This is a genomic window from Cyclobacterium salsum, from assembly GCF_010119245.1.
Taxonomy (GTDB): Bacteria; Bacteroidota; Bacteroidia; order Cytophagales; family Cyclobacteriaceae; genus Cyclobacterium; species Cyclobacterium salsum.
In genome coordinates, this window is sequence record NZ_WNKG01000013.1 from 111334 (window position 1) to 132033 (window position 20700).

The window sequence follows — 20700 nt, forward strand, 5'->3', positions numbered from 1 at the left end:
AAAGGCGTGCCCTATTGCTTCGCTCCGGACGAAATTAGAACGAAAACAGCAACCAAACCAAATTCAAACACATCGATTTTTTAAATCATACATTCGGACACCTTTCTGTGTTTTGAAAATTGTACCCGATGACATGGCTCCTATTGCTTAGAATTCTTAAGAAAAAAATAGTTTATTCCTCCAGATACTACCCGTCCTTTTTTTTGATGACCTTTGCTACCTAAAGTAAAGAAAAGTAAAAAATGGAAATTTTTCTTCATACGGAAACCTGGATAGCCCTGCTTACCCTCACCTTTCTAGAAATTGTATTGGGTGTAGACAATATTATTTTTATTTCAATTGTCTCCAACAAATTACCGGAACACCAGCAGCCTAAAGCCAGAAAGTTGGGACTCGCCATGGCGTTGGTTTTTAGAATATTGCTGTTGTTGGGGATTAGCTATATTATTAAATTCACGCAACCCTTGGTGACGATCGCTGGATTTGAACTGAGCGGTAGGGATTTGATTTTATTTTTTGGTGGGCTCTTTTTATTATTCAAATCAACCCTGGAGATTCATCATAAAATGGAAGGCCATGCGCAGGAAATCAAACCGAAATCCGCTACCAGCATGAGAAACGTAATCTTTCAGATCATTTTTCTGGACATCATCTTTTCGTTCGACAGCATCCTTACGGCCGTCGGTTTGGTGGACGAAGTGATCATCATGATTATCGCTGTCATCATTTCCATTGCCATAATGATGGCCTTTGCAGGTGCCATCAGTCGGTTTATTAATAAGCATCCCACTTTACAGATTTTAGCGCTGTCTTTTCTGATGTTAATTGGGTTCATGTTGCTCGTAGAAGGTTTACACTTTGAAGTTCCTAAGGGGTATATCTATTTTGCTGTGTTCTTTTCACTGGGGGTAGAAATCGTGAACATGCGGATGCGTAAAAAGGGTAGCAGCGATACCGTTCAGTTAAACCCTCGTATTAAAGAAAAAAGCTGACGTAGGCAGCTGGTTACCGTTCTTGTAAGCCTTCCAACCTGTTCATTTTATCCCTGGCGATCTTGAGCAGAAATCAGGATTTTGATAATCAAGCATGTATCCTTTTCCGGGAGTTATATTTGCTAGCTATTGGTATTCCATTTATTTTAGCTTACATAATGGCGATACACGGAAATGGACTGGCTTTATAACGAATTCAAACAAACCGGAAAGGACTATGCCTCTCAGGAGGAAGTAGAAATCTATGACCCCTCACACGATGACTTCCGGAACATCCAACAAGAAATTGCTCATGCTGAAAGTTGGATTATACCCGTTCCTAACGCCTCCATTTTAGATATTGGTTGTGGAACTGGAAGTTTTTCGATACACTTTGCCAAAAACTGCCGAAAAGTGTATGCCATAGATATTTCCTCTCCCATGCTTTCTTTTGCCCGTGCCAAATCAGTCTTGGAAAATTTGGACAACATTGATTTTATCCATGGGGGCTATTTAAATTATGAATTGCCGGATAATTCAATACATGGCGTAATCAGCTCACTTTCCCTGCATCATTTGCCGGATTTCTGGAAGGAAAAGGCGCTTGAGCGAATTTTTTCCGTACTAAAACCCGCCGGAAAACTTTACTTGCACGATGTTGTAATCCCCAATGAATTTCCTGAAAAAGCCATTCAGGAGTTTATCGATTTGCAGGGTAAAAGGGGTGGAAATTTCTTACGCGAAGATACCCTGATCCATTTCAAAGAGGAATTTTCCACATTCGATTGGATAGTGCAAACCATGTTGAAAAATGTTGGTTTTCAGGTTCGGGAAATTACCACCCGGGACCGGGTATTAAGAACCTACCTCTGTGAAAAGCCGCTGGAACCCTAAGCACTTTCGGTTTTTTCACCCTTCCGAAACCCAACTAACTGTAACTGTCATTCGATGCCAGGAGTCCTTTGTTATTGTAGTAAATTGAAGTTAGTGTTTACCTGCATACCTTACTTTTTGGATCCTTAGACTTTACAGCCTGAATCTAAACACAGCGAAATACGCGGCAAGTACTTTGGGCCTACAAAATTCCGGGTTCGTTTCGTTGGCTCATCAGACGCACATCCCCTATAGGGTAGCATGACTACAAGGCAGATTCGAAAGCCTCTTAGGGTCTGGTAAAAGCCGTTCTCTTTGCAAAAAAGGCATGTCAAACAAGGTTTTCTTCGGGTTATATGGCTTCTCAGCAGCAAAAATCTCAGTTTTTTTGGTATCTTTGCCCATGGTTAGAAAAATTCCAGCGGTAATATTTCTAGTGCCTGGTTTTCTACTGGCCTGTACCAGCCTTAAACCTATCCAACAGTTATCAACCGTGGCCAGTCAGGGTCTGGATCATATGCATGAACTGGAATACAGTTTTACCAGCCACTGCAAGGACGATTGTTATTTTCAGAAAATTCAAACATATACCATTGAGCGAAATCTCGATTGCTTCTGCACTGATTACCAGGAAGCAGACAGAGTAGTTAAGGATTTATTTCTGGTATTGGAAAATTATTGGAATGGACTTGAGTTGTTGGGTTCACCCGGACTGGTTAATTATGATCTCTCCTCTCCGGTGAAAGGGCTACAAAGTGCAAACCTGATTGACATGAGTGAAGGAGAGGCGTCTGCCTTCCAAAAACTTTCAGAATTGGCCGTAAATGCAAGTACCGGACAGTACCGAAAAAAACGGATCGTTTCTTATATGACAGAGGCCGATCCCCACCTGAACTTGATCAGCAAAAAACTAGCTTTCGTTCTGGAGAAAAACCTGCTCGGGCTGCTGGAAATTCAAAAAGAAAGTTGGTATGCTCATTACAAGACCCTCACTATAAATGATACACTTAGCCCATTAGAAAAAGAATGGGCTGTTGAAAAATACTACCGTTTATTGGAGGATTCGGATAACATTCACTTACGCGTACAATCAATAGTGCGCCTATTAGACCTGTTGGCTGTAAGCCACAGGGAACTATCCAGGAACAACCAAAAGGCATCTCAAAACGGGTTTAAATCCGGTGTGATGAAATTATCAGAAGAGGTCAGAAGTTTACAATATGAATTTGAGAAATTAAACGAATGAAAGAAAGAGTGGATAGCGTTTTTTTGAGCCAGGTGGCAGACGATTTTTTGGAAATAGCCAAAAAATTCAATGATTACCGCTTTGAAAAAATCAGTCAGCAATTAATCAGCCAGACGACTTTTGTCGAAATGGGCATAAAAGCCAACCAACTCATGGAAACGGCTCGGGAAATGAAATTACTATCCACCCTTATTGTGGAACCAGAGGCTGCGGAAGCACTTCAACAGCTTCAAGCCATCAATCAGGAAATAAAGACCAATATAACTTCCTTAAAAAGCATTCAAGTGGCTTTTAATTTGATCGGCACCCTGGGGGAATTAGCGCAGGCGGTGGTGGAAAAAAAGCCTGGTTCCATTGCTGAAAATATTCGAACCATTATGAATGTTTTAGCAAAAAAAACCGAGGAATAATGAAAAGTAGAATCGAAGAAAAAAATAGTTACCAGGACCCAAACGCTACTGTAAAGGAGCCTTCCTCTCCGGTTTGCTATCAAAATGATCCGGAAATTCAGGAGGAATATCAATTGCCTGCACCAAACCCATCGCCATCAGCCAAAAAAACCAAGTGAAACAATGGAGAGGATTCCGGTTGAAGCAATCGTCTCATTTTTATACCGGTCAATTCCCGGTTAATCTACAAATCAACCTTCAAATGGGATAATTGGAATAAATTTTAAAATGTTTCATAAATAATTTTTATTTTAGACCATTCGTTTAATCAAAAAATAACTAATGAAAAAAGACAATATGCCCAATGAGGCTAATTCCCGAAGGAATTTCCTAAAAACAGCTACCACTGCAGCTGCCGGATTCTACATTGTTCCGCGTCATGTTCTGGGAGGACCTGGATTCAAAGCCCCCAGCGATAAGCTTCGGATAGCCGGAATCGGGGCCGGAGGTAAAGGGCAGAGCGATCTTCGCAGTTTTTATGAAAGTGGCAATGCAGACATTGTGGCCTTATGCGATGTGGATCCGGAAAGGGCTTCCAGAAGCATAGAAGCCTATCCCAAGGCAAATTTTTACAATGATTTCAGGGTCATGCTGGAAAAAGAAGGCGATTCCATTGATGCGGTATCTGTTTCGACTCCAGATCATAACCATGCCGTTCAGGCACTTGCCGCGATGAAAATGGGCAAGCACGTGTACGTTCAAAAACCACTTACCCATACGATCCAAGAGGCGCGGATGCTGACCGAAGCTGCAGAGGAGTACAAACTGGTTACTCAAATGGGAAATCAGGGTGCTTCCGGAGATGGTGTCAGGCAAATGAGAGAATGGTACGCTGCAGGATTAATTGGAGAGGCGACGAAGGTACATGTTTGGACCAACCGGCCGGTTTGGCCTCAGGGAGTTCCCTGGCCTGGCGAATCCGGAAAAAAAGCCCCTAAGAACCTGGAATGGGATCTGTGGCTGGGAACTGCTGAGAAGAAAGGGTATGTAGAAAACCTGCATCCTTTTAACTGGAGAGGATGGTGGGAATTTGGAACAGGAGCCTTAGGTGATATGGCCTGTCACCTCATGGAACCAGCATTCCGGACGCTGGATCTGGGCTACCCGACGGAAGCAGAATGTAGCGTAGGGTCGGTATACACCGGCGAATTTACGCGAGGGTATTTCCCAAAAAGTTGCCCTCCTTCTTCTCATATCACCTTGAGGTTTAAAATGCCTACTGGAAAAGACCTCGAATTCCATTGGATGGATGGAGGTATTCAACCGAGCCGACCGGAGGAACTTGGCGCTAACGAACAATTGGGAGATAATGGAAACGGAGTAATCATAGAAGGTACCCGTGGAAAGATGGTTTGCTCCACCTATGGAATTGATCCAAAATTATTGCCGACCTCTATTAATGAAAGCATAAACGTTGCGCCTACGCTGCCCCGGGTAGAAGGGGGTATTGGTGGCCATTACGCCCAGTGGGTTAATGCTTGTATTGCCGGACATGGCAGTAAGGAATACAGGGAACTAAGTTCTCCCTTTTCCATCGCCGGACCTTTAACAGAATCCGTTCTGATGGGAAATCTGGCCATTCGAAGCTACGACTACCGGGAACCACAAGCCGAAGGTGATGGATACAACTATCCAGGAAGAGGAATTAAGTTGCTTTGGGACGGAAAAAACATGAAAGTAACCAATTTCGAGCCTGCCAATCAATTTGTCAGCAAATATTATCGGGAAGGCTTCGAGCTACCGCAAGTATAAATTCGGATCCTATCTCTACCTATACCAAACCCTGGAGCAAGCCTTCAGGGTTTTTTTCATGTCCTTTTCGATATCGCTAGGTACCTATTGACAAAATCAACGCCATCATTGGTAAGTATATAAGTCGAAATCAGGTTATTATGCATTAACCTGCACTTTTGGGAATGGTAAAATAAAAGATGGATCCAACCCCCACCTGGGATTCTACTCCTACCCTTCCTCCCCATCTTTCGATGGTTTTTTTTACAGTAGCCAGTCCGATCCCCGTTCCTTCGTATTCCTCTTTACGCTGAACCCTGATAAAAATATCAAATATTCGATCAAAATTTTCGGGACCGATACCAATTCCATTATCCTTTATGGAAATTTTCCAAAATGCTCCTTCTTCCGCTGCTGTTAATTGAATTTCCGGTCTTCTGCCTTTGGAATGGTATTTCAATGCATTGCCCACGAGATTTTGAAAAACCTGAATCAACGGAAGATAATATCCCTGTACTACTGGTAACGTCGATACCTGGACCGATGCATCCAGGTTCTTAATTCGGTTTCCAAAAACTAACCTAACCTCCTCCACCACCTTGTTAAGATCCACGTTCTCCCGTGTTCCTTCATTTTTTCCAACCCGGCTGAATTCTAAAAGTCCCAAAATGATTTGCCGCATTCGGTGGGAGCCATCAACAGCGTAATAAATGTATTTTCGTGCCCTGTCATCCAGTTTCGGAGCATATCTTTTTTCAAGTAAGGTAAGAAAGCTACTGATCATGCGTAAGGGTTCCTGCAAATCATGAGAAGCGATATAGGCAAACTGTTCGAGTTCCTGGTTGGACCTGCTTAACTCCTTTGCACGATTTTCCAATTTATGATTCAGCACCTCAAGATCCTTCGTTTTATCCGATACCAACCGCTTAAGTTTGATGGGTTCCGCCGTTTTTTGGTAAACAAATCCCCCCAAAAGGCCAGAAAAAATCAGTCCAAAAATAAAAAACAGTCCCGCTTCCTGTAAATGTTTCGGTCTATTCAGGCTGACGTAAAGATTCCAATCACCTTCCTCAATATAGGTTTTTTGAAAAAGACCATTTGTCGGGATTTCGTTACCAGAAAAAGAAAAATACGTTTCAGATCCGTCATCATTGATTTTAGCCAGTTGAATACTGTATAACTCCCTGGAACTATCCTGAACCAGTTGCAAATTTTCAATCCAATTTTCCAATTGGATTACCACCGCTGAAAAACCCCAAAACTTACCCTGCCTATAAACCGGTAGTCTACCAACCAACCCCATACCTCCCTGCTTCAGCGCAAAAGGTCCTTCAAAAAACAGGCTGTTTCTGGCTTTTGCTTTTTCGGCAGCCCTTCGATGATGCAGCTCATCCATCAAGTTCAACCCAATAGCGGCCTCGTTACCTGCCAGCGGAAAGGTTTTTACAATCACTCCCCCCTCTACCAACTGCAACGCATCTATTGAGTGGTTCTCTGCCAAAATTTGCCCTGCCAACGATTCGAAATCGGATGCCACCAAATCTTTTTCCACTAAAAATGCTAGTAATCTCGTAGAACTAACACTGTATTTTAGAGAGTTTTGGATTTTTTCCTTTATGGTTATAGCCTGTTCTCTGACCAAAAATAGTTCACTACGCTTTCCGACAACATAGACGCGGTAACTAATAATAAAGGTCACTAGCAACGTGCCGATAAAGGCAATGATACCACTCAACATCGGTCGGCTAAAACTTCTCCACCTCATCTCTCCTTCTCGTTTTCCAGCCTATTTCCGTCCAATGAACTTACGGTCCGGGGTATGGTAAAATAAAAGGTGCTCCCGCTCCCAATAGTGGAATTCACCCCTATCGTACCCCCCAAATTTTCAATGATTTTCTTCACAATCGCCAGCCCCATTCCCGTGCCTGCAAATTCTTTGTCGGTATGAAGCCGATTGAAAATAATAAAGATTTTTTCGTGATAGACGGGATCAATTCCGATCCCGTTGTCCTCGACGGAGAATTTCCAGAAATCTCCTTCCGCCTCGGCATGAATGGCTATTCGGGGAGGAGTATCGGCCCGGGTGTATTTTAGAGCGTTTCCAATCAGGTTTTGAAACACTTGCATGAGTGGTGCCCGATAGGAAACCACTGAGGGAAGCTCTCCGTAAAATACCTGCGCCTTGGCTTCCCTAATCATTCTTTTTTGCAAAACACAAACCTCATCCACCAATTGCTTGGTAGAAATCAGCTTCAAACTGTCCTCATGTTTTCCAATTCTTGAAAACTCCAACAGGTCCAAAATAATCTGACGCATTCGTTTCGCTCCATCAATGGCAAAACGAATGTATTGATGGGCCTTTTCGTCCAGTTCGGGCCCGTATTTACGTTCCAAAAGCCCCATAAAACTACTGACCATCCGCAACGGTTCCTGTAGGTCATGGGAGGCCACATAGGCAAATTGTTCCAGTTCCAGGTTGGACCGTTCCAGGTCTTTCGCATGGACGGCCATCTGTTGGTTGAGGGCTTCCAATGACTCTTCGTATTCCTTTCTGTAAGTAATGTCCGTCATGGCACCGACCACGCGGGTAACCTGACCTTCCTGATTTCGGATAAATACGGCCCTGTCCATTACAAAAGCATAAAATCCGTCTTTTTGCAAAAATCGGTACTCCTCAAACCAGCTCGTAAGCGTTTCACTTTTAAAAAATTGCCGAATTTTGCCGGCCACCTTTTCCCGATCATCCGGGTGAATGAATTCCACCAAAAGATCCAAGGTAGGTGTAAGGGAATCCAGATCATAGCCAAATAAGGTACTGAAGCCTTTACCCCAAAATAACCGATTATTTTCGACATCGAAATCCCAAATGGCGTCGTTGGTCGCTTCGGCAATTTTTTCAAATCGCTCGTTCGATTGGCGGACATTTTCAGAAGCTATTTTCTCTTTCGTAATATCTTTGACAAATACACTCAAGCCACCATCTGAGGGATAGGCATTTACCTCCAGCCAGCTATTCAAAGGTTCAAAATACTCTTCAATATGAAGCGGAGACTGCGTGGCCAGGGCATCAAGGTATTGCCTTTTAAATTTATATTTCTTTATGTCCGGAAATACTTCGAACAACACCAGTCCCAAAAGACTGGATCGGTTTAAGCCCATAAGCTGCTCTGCCCGATGGTTCCAATAGCGGATTTTCCAATCTTTATCCAACGCAAAAAAAGCTTCCCCAATACTCTCTAAAATGGCATTTTTTTCTTCAAAGGATTGCTGTAGTGCCAGTTGGCTGTTTCTTCGCTGGATGGCCGAGGAAAGATTGGAGGCAATGGTTTGCAAAAAGGACCATTCATTTTCAGACCAGCTCCGTTCTTTGGCGCAATCGTCAAATCCCAACAATCCATTTAACTCATTATCTATTGTGACTGGCATGCCCAATGTAGAGACAATCCCCTGGGACTCCAGTATGTCTTTTAGTTTACCAGCTGGCAAATCCCTCCGGGTACTTGCGAAAGGTTCTCCGTTTTGGAGCCGTTGATATATTTCAGGGTAATCCTCCAGCGTCATGTTTTGGAGATCCGGATTATGAAGTTGCGAAGGTATTCCTTTCCTGGACCATTCAGCTGTTTGACTGATTACCGGCTTCCCATGAATGGGGTGCAGGTGACGTTGAAAAAAATACACCCGATCAACACTGATGGCCTTTCCCGTTAGTTCCAAGACCTCATTCAATACCTGGCTCCAATCTTCCACCAATAAGAACTTGCCAATCACCCTGGAAATCACTTCCAATAAGCGGTTATTTTTGGTAAGTTGAATTTCATTGGTTTTTTGCTTGTGAATATCCTGAAAGGATCCAAACAATCGCCTACATTTGCCGTCTTCATACTCCGCTTTTCCTATACTTCTTACCCATTTTTCGTTCCCCGTGTAGGTAATTAGAGGAAGTTGGACATCCCATGGATTACCGGTTTGAATGGTTTCATTGATGGTCTCTGTTAAAAATTCCCGGACATCCGGACGATAAAAATGGATCGCTTCTTCGACGGTGGGAAATTGATCCTCCGGCAGTTCGTAAATTTCCCTGGAAGTCGATGAGAGAAACAATTTATTATTATTCAAATCGATCTCCCAACTTCCTACCCGGGAAAGTTGGGTAGCATTGTCCAGCAATTCCTGCAATTCCACCATCTCGGTAATATCGTGGCCATAGGAAAAAACCAATCCTTCTTCGCCAAAAACTTCGGAAGAATTCCAGGAGATCCATCGAACAGCTCCTGAATAGGTACGGTAGCGGTTTACAAAATTCCGGGATTTTCGTTCGCTCGAAAAAATTTCCGGTATCTCACTTTTCGTTTTTACCAGGTCTTCGGGATGAACAAAATCAGTAAAAGGCCTGGAAACCAATTCTTCGGAGGAATAGCCCAACAGCTCGCAAAAAGCAGGATTAACCTTGACGAAATACCCATCGGGATCTGTGATGGCCAGAATTTCCGGTGCGCTTTCGAATAACAACTTCATTTCTTCTTCCTGCTGTTTCCGCCGGATCTCCGCTCCCAAAAATGCTCCCAGGGGATGAAACACCTGGCTATCGGTCAAAACGTCCTCACTTTGTTTCTCTCCAAAGAGCAACACCACACCTACCACTTCATCTTTTTGAAAGAGCGGAATGCCAGCAGCTTCCTTCAAATTTCCCGAAGTGAGCAGCTTTTGACGGCTAAAGGATGAAACGTTTGATAAATTTTCGAAAACCTGAAGGATACCATCTTGCCATATCTTACCAGGAAGTCCGCTTCCATAAGAGAAAGAACCGGTATTCCCAGCTAGTTGAGCCAGTTTATCATTTTGCCAATAGCTCTGAACCAAATTAATCTGTTTGCCCCTGATCCCCACCATCCAGATTTCTCCACCCGCATACCCACCGTAGCGGGATAAATAGGCCAAAACGCCGAAAAGAGTTTCATTTAGGCTGACTTCACTTTTGAAGAAACTGGAAACTTCATATTCCATTTCCCGTAGAAGCGACGCTTTTTTTACTTCCGAAACATCCCGCAATACACCAATCATTCGAACGGGTCTTCCTGATTCATCCCGAATCAGATGCCCGATCTCCTCTGTATACAAGTAGCCACCGCGTTTATGACGAAAGCGAAACTCTTTATGCCAACGGTTTTGATCCGGATCAGCTAAAAAATAATCCCAATCTTCCTTGTTGCTTTCGGCATCTATGGGATGCATAAATGTCGGCCAGTCGGAGATTTTTCCAATTTGCTCTCCCTTTTCAAAACCAAAAATTCGGTAAAAACCCTCTCCCCATTGAAATTCATCGGCCACTATATCCCATTCGTAAATATCATCTTTGGTGACTCTGTTTACATACTCGTACCGCTCATTATTCTTCTTGAGCTCTCTTTCGAATTCGATCCGCTCGCTGATATCAATGCCCATGCATTGGATTTCCTGAGGATTCCCCTGCCCGTCCACCATACCTATAAAATCCCATAGGGTAGTGACCGTACCTCCCCCCTGCTTAGGCTTATCGATCTCAATTTTAAAAATTTTTTCCGGAAGGGCCAGGCATTTTTCCACGATATCAATCACCCTTTGCTGGTCATATTCACAGATGGAAGGCATGCAACTTTTTCCGATAATGTTCCCATCCGGATAAATCCATCCAAAATCCGCTATAAATTTTTTATTTACATAGGTATAGTTCCCTTCCAGGTCGGTCCTGATGACAAAATTGGTCTGGGATTCATAAAATCCCCGGTACCTTGCCTCGCTTTTCTGCAGTCGCTCCTGTGCCTCAATCAATTCCGTAATTTCCACACTATTCACCACGATTCCTCCCACTACCGGATCATCGGAAAGATCCGTTGCCACACTTTGCAACCAGCACCAGGAGCCATCCTTCCGTTTATACCGGTAAGGACTGCATTTTATCCGCTTTTTTTGGTCCAAATCCCTAAATTCAGCAATGACCCTCTCCCGATCATCCGGGTGAAATTTATCGCTGGCTTTGGTTCCTAGAATTTCCTTTTCTTCGTAACCTACATGTTGCTCGTAATTGGGACTTACGTACAGGTACTCCGAATCATAGGCTAAAATAGCGGTTAAATCGGATCCCTCTTGTACCAGGGCTTTAAATCGTTTCTCACTCTTCTCAAGTGCCTCTTCAGCCGATTTCCGCTCAGTAATGTCCACCATAAGACCCCTGAGATACGTTCCCTTTCCATTAATTTTTTCTACCTGAACCAGATCATTTAACCATACCCACTTTCCATCTTTAGCTTGCATCCGGTATTCAAGGGTGTAATCCTCACCTGCCTGAATCTTTTCGAAGGCTATAGCGAAAATCTCCTCCCTATCGTCCTCATGGATATGTTCCTCCCAGAAATCTTTCGATTCCATCCATTCCTCCACCGTATAGCCCAGAATATCTATTACCTGAGGACTAATAAACTCCATGGAATTAGCTTGAAAATCTGCTTCCCAAAATATGCCGTTAATATTCCGAACCAGGGTATTCACCCTGTCATTGGAAGCCTTTATCGATTCTTCTGCGATTAATTGATCGATGGCCGCCCCCAAATGGGCAACCAGTGTATCCAATAGCCGGACTTCCTCCTTTAAAAAAGAATCCTTTTCAGTTGTCTGAAAACCAATTGGATACCCCACCTTCAGGGAAAGCTTTTTCCCCTTGATAGTTGTGTATGATGCATTCAGCGACATCGAAAAAGAGGTAAACCCGGAACTAGAAAAATGCCTCTCTCCATAATGAATGGTCGCCATGGCATGTTCGGGATACTGCCAACCAGTCGGAAGTATCTCCACCGCCTGTTCCAGTAGTGACTGCCACTCCGATAGGGAATTACTTAACCGGGTTATTCGATATAAGCACTCCTGTTCTTTAATCCGCTCCCGAAGCGAATCGAATGTTTTTTCAAGATTTATTTCTGCTTCCTTTCGTTTGGTAATATCCAGGATCACTGCATCCCAGACAATACTGCCGTCTTTCAATTTGCTTGGGTTTCCCGTACCTTTATGCCAGCGGATACTCCCATCTGGGTGATGGTAGCGCCACTCGTGGGTCCAAAAACTCAGCTTTTTTGCAGATTCCGCGATCGTTTCCAAATGGGATTTCAAATCCTCCCGGTGATAGCGATCCCAAATTACCTGGTTATTTTTCATTGCCCGTTCCCGAGTAACACCCCACAGGCGCGAAGCCCCGTTGCTGACCAATTCCAGCGCATCCTCGCCATCAGGATACCTGCGGTACCGGTATACAACCCCAGGTATATTGTCAGAAATGGATTGAAATTGAATTTCCCTGTTTTTCCTATCGGTGATATCGGTATGGGTACCGGACATCATCAGTGGCTTACCTTCAGCAGACCATTTGGTCACCTTCCCCCTGTCATTGATCCAGATCAAATGGCCTTCCTTGTGAATCAAACGGCATTCTGTGTTGTAAAAATCCCGCTTTTTTTCAAAGCACTCTTCTAAAATTTTATCCGACACATTGCGATCTTCCGGATGAACAAGGGAATACCATGTTTCCATGGAAAATGGCGTTAATTCTTCTTTGGTATATCCCGCCATTTCTGCATACCGTTCATTAATCGCCACCTTATCGGTCACCATATCCCACTCCCAGGTGCCCACCCGTGTGGCCTCTAATATATTCGAAAGGCGGCGGGTTTCATTTTGAAGCCGGTCACTGGATTTCTCTAGTTCCTGATGACTTTTCCGCAGTTCCAGTATGCGCTTAACCTGAGTCCCGAGTGCTTTCAACGCAGCTAGTTTTTCCGGCGATACTTTTCGTGGCTTATGGTCAATGACGCAAAGCGCTCCTATGGGATGGCCTTCGGGGGTAAAAATCGGAACCCCGGCGTAAAAAACAATTTTTGGATCGCCGGTGACCAACGGATTATCACTAAATCGAGGGTCCATCCTGGCATCCGCTACTACCATCACCTCATCCGGCGTTTGCACTGAGAACCTGCAAAAAGAATCTACAATCGCTGTTTCCGTACGTTCAATTCCTATTCGAGACTTGAAATATTGCTTTTTTTCCGTTAAAACGGTAAGAAGGGATATGGGGGCATCGAATAAAACACTGGCTAATTGAGAGATGGCATCAAAATCCTCCTCAGGCTTATGGTTTAATAGTCCATAAGCTGCTAAAACCCCCTCTACATGTTGCTGTTCCTTTGACCCCATAAAAACTAAAAAAACGGTTACCCATTTATCAGATCACCAGGCGATAAATGTACACTATAAAAGACGATTTTACTTTAACTTCACCAATTTGTTCTCAGCAGACGAGCGGTAAATCCCCAAAATTAATTCCAGCGATCGCCGGGCATCCTCACCGGTTACCATGGGAGGACGGTCTTTCCGTATGGCCTCCACCATGTCTTTTATTTGCCCCTGATGCAATTTATAGTCAATCGCCATGGGGTCGGAAGCCCCGCTACCTCCCATATCGGTTTGGGAAGCATTATCGGATGATTCCCCCTTGATCGCGTACACCACTATTTTTCCACCTTCCAGAATGATGGTTCCCTTCTCTCCATAAATTTCAAGGCGCTCCGGGTTGCCCGGATACAAGGAAGTGCCCCCCGTAATGGTTCCAAGGGCACCGCTTTTGAAATTCACAATCGCTGTTCCGGTATCTTCCCCCTCAATCGCATGCACCATGGTCCGCACCTGACCAAATACAGCATCGGCATCTCCCATAATGTCCAACAACAAATCAATGGTATGCACCCCTTGATTAATCAACGCAGCTCCTCCATCGCCCTCTTTGGTTCCCTTCCAGGAACTACTACTGTAATACGAAGGCTCTCGATACCAATTTATGGCCGCCGTGCCCATCAATAACTTACCTAATTTCCCCGATTGAACGGCCTCTTTTAATTTCAGGTAACCCGGCTTAAGCCGGTTCTGAAAGATAACCCCCAATGTAACCCCTGCGTCCTTGCAGGCTTTTATCAGGGCATCGGCCCGCTCCAGATTTACTTCTATGGGCTTTTCAAGCAAAACATGCTTACCTGCCCGGGCGGCCTCCAGGGCAGGCTCCAAGTGATTGCCGCTGTGGGTGCAAATACAAACCACATCCACCTCTTTTCGGGAAAGAAAAGCCTTGCGATCCGCATCGGCTGGTACGTTAAATTTCGCAGCTGCCTTTTGGGCACGTTCCGGACTGGAACTGCATACCGCTATCAAGTTACTATCTTCACAGGCATTGATGGCTTCCGCATGCATTCCGGCAATCGCTCCCGTTCCGATAATTCCAAATCCTAAAGGTCTGTTTTGAGTCATCTTGTTCTTATTTTTTATAATAATTCTTCGTCATTTCTTCCATCACCCAATTGGTTCGTGCAGCGGTCTCTCCCGTACTTGGGCTGGCATTTTCCTTGCCCAATAGTTCTTCTACAATCGATTGAATCAGAAAATACTGAATATTTTCAGGCATGTCAAACGTAAATTCCTGCGCTTCTTTACCGTCTTTACGTAGGGTAACCGACGTTCCCCAAAAACAGGGAAAACGGATTTCTCCAGCCGTACCAATAACCTTGATTTCGTCCTTTTTGGATGATTTTCCCGTGGTAAAACACCAGTTTCCACTGCCCAACACCCCACTTTCAAACTTAAAATTAGCCAATACGATGTCTTCTGCCGGGTATTCGCCCGCCTGATTGCTAGCAATTCCACTGACTTCGGCTATAGGGCCAAACAAAAAATCAAGGTAATCCAGTTGATGAGAACCCAAATCGTAAAAGTAACCGCCTCCGGCTACTTCGGGATCAATGCGCCAGTTGGCTGCCGTGTCCTCCTTCATGTCTGGATGCCGGGGTTGGTTGATGGTAATGTTTACATAGCGGACTTCTCCGATTTCTCCAGCCTCCACCAATTCTTTTACCTTCAGAAAATTAGGCAAGGTTCGCCGGTAATAGGCAACAAATAGCGGCACTTCAGCCGCCTGACACACCCGGATCATTTCGTTGCATTCCTGGTAATTCCGGGCCATGGGCTTTTCAACATAAACCGGCTTCCCCGCTGCTGCCGCCTGTTTAGTCAATTCCAGATGGGCATAAGGTGGGGTGGCGATGTAGATCGCATTGACATCCGGATCGTTGATCAGTTTTTGGGCATCATCATACCATTTGGAGACCCCATGTCTTCGAGCATAATCCGCTGCCTTTTCCCCATCCCGACGCATGACCGCCACTAAGCGGGAACCTTTTACCTTTTGCATGGCGGGTGCACTTTTCTTCTCACAGACATCCCCCACACCAAGTACGCCCCATTTGACTTCTTTACCTTCAATCTTCTTCATGGGGCTAAACTTAGGAAAAAGTTTTTAAATGTGGGCACCGATAATCCCAGTAGATTTTTTTTTACGGCTAAATCTAACCCAACATCGATTTTTAAGGAACCATTACCTCCCAAAAACGGGTTTTCCTATCCTTTCCCGCTGCACCCGATACTTCCAGCGAAACATTGTAATGCACTCCGGATTCAGGATATTGGTAAATAGGATGTTGCTCCCTGGAATAATCACCGTTTCCAAAATCCCAATACCATGCATCAATTTCACCTACCGAGGCATCTTTAAAAGCAACCGTTCTTACTCTATTTTTCACCAACTCAAAGGTCCAGTCCGCTTTGATGTCCGGCAATTGATCCTTTTCCAGGGGCATCAACCGAAAGGCGCACAAATAGGACGCATCCGATACCATTCGGGTGTCGTGGGATAAATTGTAATGTCCCTCTCTGCCTTCCCCATCAAAATCCAAAACGGACCAGGACAAACCGATTACCTTGTCTTCATAAAATTTCGATTCCACTGCCAGCTCCGGTCCCTCATAGGGGGCAAGGTCATATGGCGTAATCCAAAATTCCAGGGTTAACTTTCCGGATTCCCCCTGTTTGAAATCAAAACCATAGGCCTGGTGGGCATGGGGAAAAGCTCCAATCCAGGGCTGGGAACCCCAAATCAGCACCCAGCTTCCGTTGACCGGAGGTGTGAAAATATGGTAATTTTGGGCGTGATAGCCACTGAATTCCAGGTGATTTTGGATATGAGCTGGATGATTCCCCCACTTTCTGGCTTCCGGCAGCAGTGGATTATAAATAAAAGGCCCGCCTGAAAAATCACCGTCTACCACAATTTCAAAAATGTCATTGAGGTATCCTTTCGGATTAAAACGTTCAAAATCCCAAAAATCGTCATAGGCCTCGTATAAAAAATAAAGCCGGTTCATGCCTTTGACCCATCCTACCTTTACTCGAACATCGATGTCGGTAGTGTCAATCTTAGTCCCATGCCCATCTTCGGTATCCTTTAGTAATGAGGTGCCATAGGTGTAGGAATCGGGAACCCTTTCCCAATCACCCGCTTTACCGTCTATATGCGGCATGGTTTCAGGTGAAAACTGATAAATCTTAAATACCCTGCCCTCCCTGGCGGTCGCATAGGATCCTTCGCTGGCTTCCTGAGACCAGACCAATGGAGCACTGAATAACAGCATGCTCCACATCAAACCAAAACGCCATCGGTTTCTCGAATCCATCCTTAGTCATATGTTTTATCTACAACCGGAATCTCATTCCCATGCCAGGGGAAGGCATAGCTGGGTGGATTTCTAAAGCGGGACATTTCTATTTCCAGCTTTACCACCGATCCGGGTCCAAGCTCCGCCTGGAAAAATGCATGGTCCACGGTATCAAATTGATAAGGATAAATTTCAATCTGATTCACCCTTTGGATATGGTGTTCCCCAAACATGCCTCCCTGCACGATGACCTTTTTGGTTTCGGTAGGGTGAAGATTGACCAGGGTGAGGGAAACTCCCGCTTCCGTAATTTGTTCCACCAGGGCAGCCATATCCGCAGGTATTCCCGACCGCTGATTCTCCGGATCAAAGTACCGGACAGAGGTATGGAGTAGCCCACCATGGTAAATGTGATTGGGAGCTCCGAGCATGGTTTGCACGATGCCTTCCAGAATTACCGGATTGAGATTCAGCCAATGATGAACGTCCTGTTGATCCGGAGTAGAGGTATCCTTTCTGATCTTTTCCAATCGGTTTTGCATTTCCTGATAGGTGGCCTTTAGGATATCAACCGGATAGTTGGGCACCTCTCCTTCCAAATACCCCAACCAGGTCGCCGTATTCCGTTCCTCCCCTTTTCCTTTCACGTAATTTAGCTGCAACATTTCATCCGGATCCAACAATTCTTTTACCCTTGCCCAGTCCTTTTCTTTTCTGGACATGTACCAAATATGGGTGGGGTACATGGCTTGCAAGGGTCTGTAATCGTACCAGCCTCTTTGATCGTACCGATGGGGCAAAAGCTTTTTACCATCCTCCTCTCTGGCTTCCCGGCTGATGGCTTCAATGACAGAATTGGGCAATTCCAGGTAACGGTCATCGCCTGATACCAGGTACGCATTGGAAGCTCCAATGGTGGTAGCCTCCAGTTTATTCCGGACCCCATGAGGCCACTTCCAACCATAATAACCTCCCCACCAATTGCCATCCATGTGTTCGCCAATCTGGCCGGACAATCCCACATTATCCGGAATGATGCCCCCGTTTTTTTCTACCCGATCCATCCAGGCTTGTACATACTCCAGCACCCATTTTTTGTATTTTTCATCCCCTGTATACATGAAGGCGTTTAACATCAAGCTGGTAGCCGCCAGGTTCAGCGGTACATCGCCTTTCATCATTCTTTCGTTTAACGCTTCCAGGATATAAGCGAATTTTTCGTCGTTGTTCCAGTCTTTTCCTGTGGTGACATGGGGAATATCATCGTAAGGAAGGGGGTAATTGGAAAGGATAGGCCTATGGGTAACCCAATCTTCAGCGGTATTGACCATCCTGGGACCCCGGCTTCCATTTAATGGGGAGCGGATGATTTTCAACTCACTGTCAAAATTGGAGTTTTCAGTCCCATCATCAAAGTATAAAGCTGCAAACTTCAATGCCCTTTCCCTCATTTTTCTATCCGTGGGATCTGCCAAACCAAAAAAGTAAAAGTTGGTATAGGCCTCTCCATGATGCATCCAGTCGTAGCCGGCATCAAATTCATTAACGATCTGACCATATTCGGTAAATTGCCGGGTTACACCCTCCCATAATTTTCTGGAAAGCTTGTCCATTTCCACCGGACCTCCCAGGGCATAATACAAGGGAAAATTGTAAAAACTTTCATAGCCATCATCCGATCCATCCATTCCCGGCCATTCATCCCGCCATATCAAGCTGCCATCCGGATACGTATATTTTTCTACAAATTCCATGGCTGCCGGATAGAGCGCATCCATTAATTGCCTTTGTAATAGGGCCCATTCCGGTGGAGGTGCCGGAGTATGATAGGGGACGGTTTTAAGAAAAGTAGTGTCCGATTGGGGAAAAGCATCAGGTGACACGAGCAATAAAATAATCCACAAGCCAGCGCTTAGAAAACGATTCATCATATAGGTTATTTGGGATTGGAATATAATAAAATATGCATTTAAAATAAAATGATATTACGCAAAAATCCCTACTGCCCTCCGACGCGGCGGAGGGCTTTTGTACGCGTCCGGCTTTACGGAATTTAATAACCTTACCGTCATTCAGCCCAATTGCATTTTTCAACTTCCGCAGCAACTGTCCGTTTCAGCAAATCCCCCTTAAAGGGGCTGGGGGATTTAAGGACGGAAATCACATTGAATTGCACCGCAAAAACAGGTCAAATACGAAAACATTTGCCTTCCTACCCTTGTCAAGATGAATTTGGCATGTTTTGGATTACTGCAATAAACCTTGACTCATCCTAAATCCTGAACGGTGATTGCTGCCAAGTCGGTCTCGATCTTTCAATGGTTCCAACAGGATTCAAAAACACAACGTAATGGTAGAAATGGACCTGAAAGTTCAATACGAACCGGTTATATGGTTTTATGGATTGCCAATGAACCCGAGATTTGGATGAATGCTTATACCTAATTGCTTCCAAAAGTAATCATACCAGCAAATCGTACGGTTTTATAATCAAACTCAGGCCTATATCCCACAGGTGCCGAGGCTTAAAACATTTTACTTGTTGTCATTGATCAAGATAACGATCAACCAATAAAGATATTCGTTGGAAAATCGCCCTGTTGTTTCTACCTTTTCCCTGTTGAAAAAGATTACCTTGAATCAAACTATCCGTTTCATCAAACCAATTATTACTATGAAAAACCACCATAACCGACTTGGATTTTGTTCAGGCAGTCTAAAAAATAATGTTGTTTTGGTACTGGCACTATCCTTTTTTGCTTTAGAGGGGTTTTCCCAAAACTACCCCTCCCTAACCGACCCGTTCAGACTGAGCCAGTTGCAACCTCCGCAGGGTAAGGTTCAGGTGGTGATAGATACAGATACGTATAATGAGATTGACGATCAGTTTGCGGTGGTTTATGGGTTGCTTTCACCGGATCAAATGGAGGTACAGGCCATCTATGCGGCACCTTACCTCAATAACCGTTCTGAAAGTCCCAAGGACGGCATGGAAAAAAGCTTTGAGGAAATTGAGCGGCTGTTGGATAAATTGGCCATGAAGCGGGAAAATTTTGTTTACCGGGGTTCGGATGCCTTCCTTGAAAGCCTGGATAACCCGATTGAAAGCCCGGCTGCCCAGGATTTAATTAGCAAAGCAATGAATTCGGATGGTCCTTTGTATGTGCTTACATTGGGAGCTCCGACCAACATAGCCTCCGCCATCCTTTTAGAACCGGAGATCATCCATAAAATAGTAGTGGTTTGGTTGGGTGGAAAAGGACTGAATTGGAAAACGGCCACCGAATTTAACCTGATGCAGGACCCCATAGCTTCCCAGGTTCTTTTTGATTCCGGGGTCCCCCTTATCCAACTACCAACCCAGCCCGTTACCTCCCACCTTCTGACGACGGTGGCTGAAATAGAAACATACCTGCAGGGAAAAGGTGAAATCGGCGACTATTTGGTCGAGATTTTCAAAGATTACCATAAAGGCAATCCATTTGGGTGGTCCAAGGTGATTTGGGACATCTCCGCCATAGCTTATGTGATCAACCCCGGTTGGTTTAATACCGAAATCAGAAGTACTCCCCTACTCACCGATGAGTTGACCTACAGCGTTGACCATACCCGGCACCTTTACCGGGTAGCCACCTATTTGAATCGGGACAGGATATTTGGAGATATGTTCAAAAAAGTCGGTGAATATACCATGGAATGAGCGGGGTGCACTAATTAGGAAGTACCGGGAATGGTTTCATTTACAATTGGTTCCCTCCGTCTTCCCTTCGAATGTTGATTTTATCCCAGGAAATATGCTATGGCCCAATAATTGAAGCACTTAAGAAAGCGCCTGACTTCAGGGAGGCTAACAGTAAACGGCATTCGAAATA

13 protein-coding genes are annotated in these 20700 nt (G+C 44.6%); 7 read left to right on the forward strand and 6 right to left on the reverse strand.

From position 1 onward, the window contains the following. Window positions 1–242 precede the first annotated feature (242 nt). From GJS45_RS20415 to GJS45_RS20440, 6 genes are all read left to right on the forward strand, one after another. A complete protein-coding gene (locus GJS45_RS20415) occupies window positions 243–992 on the forward strand; it encodes a TerC family protein (RefSeq protein ID WP_162343721.1) in 750 nt (249 codons plus the stop codon). 174 nt (window positions 993–1166) lie between these two features. Continuing rightward, complete coding sequence (locus GJS45_RS20420; RefSeq protein ID WP_162343722.1) at window positions 1167–1865, forward strand: class I SAM-dependent methyltransferase; 699 nt, start codon at window positions 1167–1169, stop codon at window positions 1863–1865. Window positions 1866–2247: 382 nt separating this feature from the next. Then, window positions 2248–3090 (forward strand): hypothetical protein, encoded by an 843-nt coding sequence (locus GJS45_RS20425; protein WP_162343723.1) that lies wholly within the window; start codon window positions 2248–2250, stop codon window positions 3088–3090. Further along, window positions 3087–3500 carry a hypothetical protein gene (locus GJS45_RS20430; protein ID WP_162343724.1) on the forward strand — a complete coding sequence of 138 codons (414 nt, stop codon included), beginning with the start codon at window positions 3087–3089 and terminating at the stop codon, window positions 3498–3500. The genes GJS45_RS20425 and GJS45_RS20430 overlap by 4 nt, the downstream gene beginning before the upstream one ends. Continuing rightward, window positions 3500–3658 carry a hypothetical protein gene (locus GJS45_RS20435; RefSeq protein ID WP_162343725.1) on the forward strand — a complete coding sequence of 53 codons (159 nt, stop codon included), beginning with the start codon at window positions 3500–3502 and terminating at the stop codon, window positions 3656–3658. Before GJS45_RS20430 ends, GJS45_RS20435 begins: the two co-directional genes overlap by 1 nt. A 163-nt stretch (window positions 3659–3821) precedes the next feature. After that, window positions 3822–5291: a Gfo/Idh/MocA family protein gene (locus tag GJS45_RS20440; RefSeq protein ID WP_162343726.1), complete on the forward strand. Its 1470-nt coding sequence runs from the start codon at window positions 3822–3824 to the stop codon at window positions 5289–5291. Window positions 5292–5436: 145 nt separating this feature from the next. Here the strand turns inward: GJS45_RS20440 and GJS45_RS20445 are convergent, their stop codons facing one another. The 6 genes from GJS45_RS20445 to GJS45_RS20470 all read right to left on the reverse strand — a co-directional run bounded on the left by GJS45_RS20445 (window position 5437) and on the right by GJS45_RS20470 (window position 18759). After that, a complete protein-coding gene (locus GJS45_RS20445) occupies window positions 5437–7035 on the reverse strand; it encodes an ATP-binding protein (RefSeq protein WP_162343727.1) in 1599 nt (532 codons plus the stop codon). Next, entirely contained in the window at window positions 7032–13487 is a 6456-nt protein-coding gene (locus tag GJS45_RS20450; protein ID WP_162343728.1) for a PAS domain S-box protein, read from the reverse strand. The genes GJS45_RS20445 and GJS45_RS20450 overlap by 4 nt, the downstream gene beginning before the upstream one ends. 69 nt (window positions 13488–13556) lie before the next feature. Next, the gene (locus tag GJS45_RS20455) at window positions 13557–14591 is read right to left on the reverse strand and encodes a Gfo/Idh/MocA family protein (RefSeq protein ID WP_162343729.1); all 1035 of its coding nucleotides are present in this window, start codon (window positions 14589–14591) and stop codon (window positions 13557–13559) included. Window positions 14592–14598: 7 nt separating this feature from the next. Then, window positions 14599–15609 carry a Gfo/Idh/MocA family protein gene (locus GJS45_RS20460; protein WP_162343730.1) on the reverse strand — a complete coding sequence of 337 codons (1011 nt, stop codon included), beginning with the start codon at window positions 15607–15609 and terminating at the stop codon, window positions 14599–14601. Window positions 15610–15700: 91 nt separating this feature from the next. Then, entirely contained in the window at window positions 15701–16846 is a 1146-nt protein-coding gene (locus GJS45_RS20465) for a PKD domain-containing protein (RefSeq protein WP_235954896.1), read from the reverse strand. Window positions 16847–16848: 2 nt separating this feature from the next. Continuing rightward, a complete protein-coding gene (locus GJS45_RS20470) occupies window positions 16849–18759 on the reverse strand; it encodes a hypothetical protein (RefSeq protein ID WP_162343731.1) in 1911 nt (636 codons plus the stop codon). Between the two features lie 743 nt (window positions 18760–19502). Here GJS45_RS20470 and GJS45_RS20475 point away from each other — a divergent pair. Continuing rightward, window positions 19503–20528 carry a nucleoside hydrolase gene (locus GJS45_RS20475; RefSeq protein ID WP_162343732.1) on the forward strand — a complete coding sequence of 342 codons (1026 nt, stop codon included), beginning with the start codon at window positions 19503–19505 and terminating at the stop codon, window positions 20526–20528. The last annotated feature ends 172 nt before the right edge of the window (window positions 20529–20700 follow it).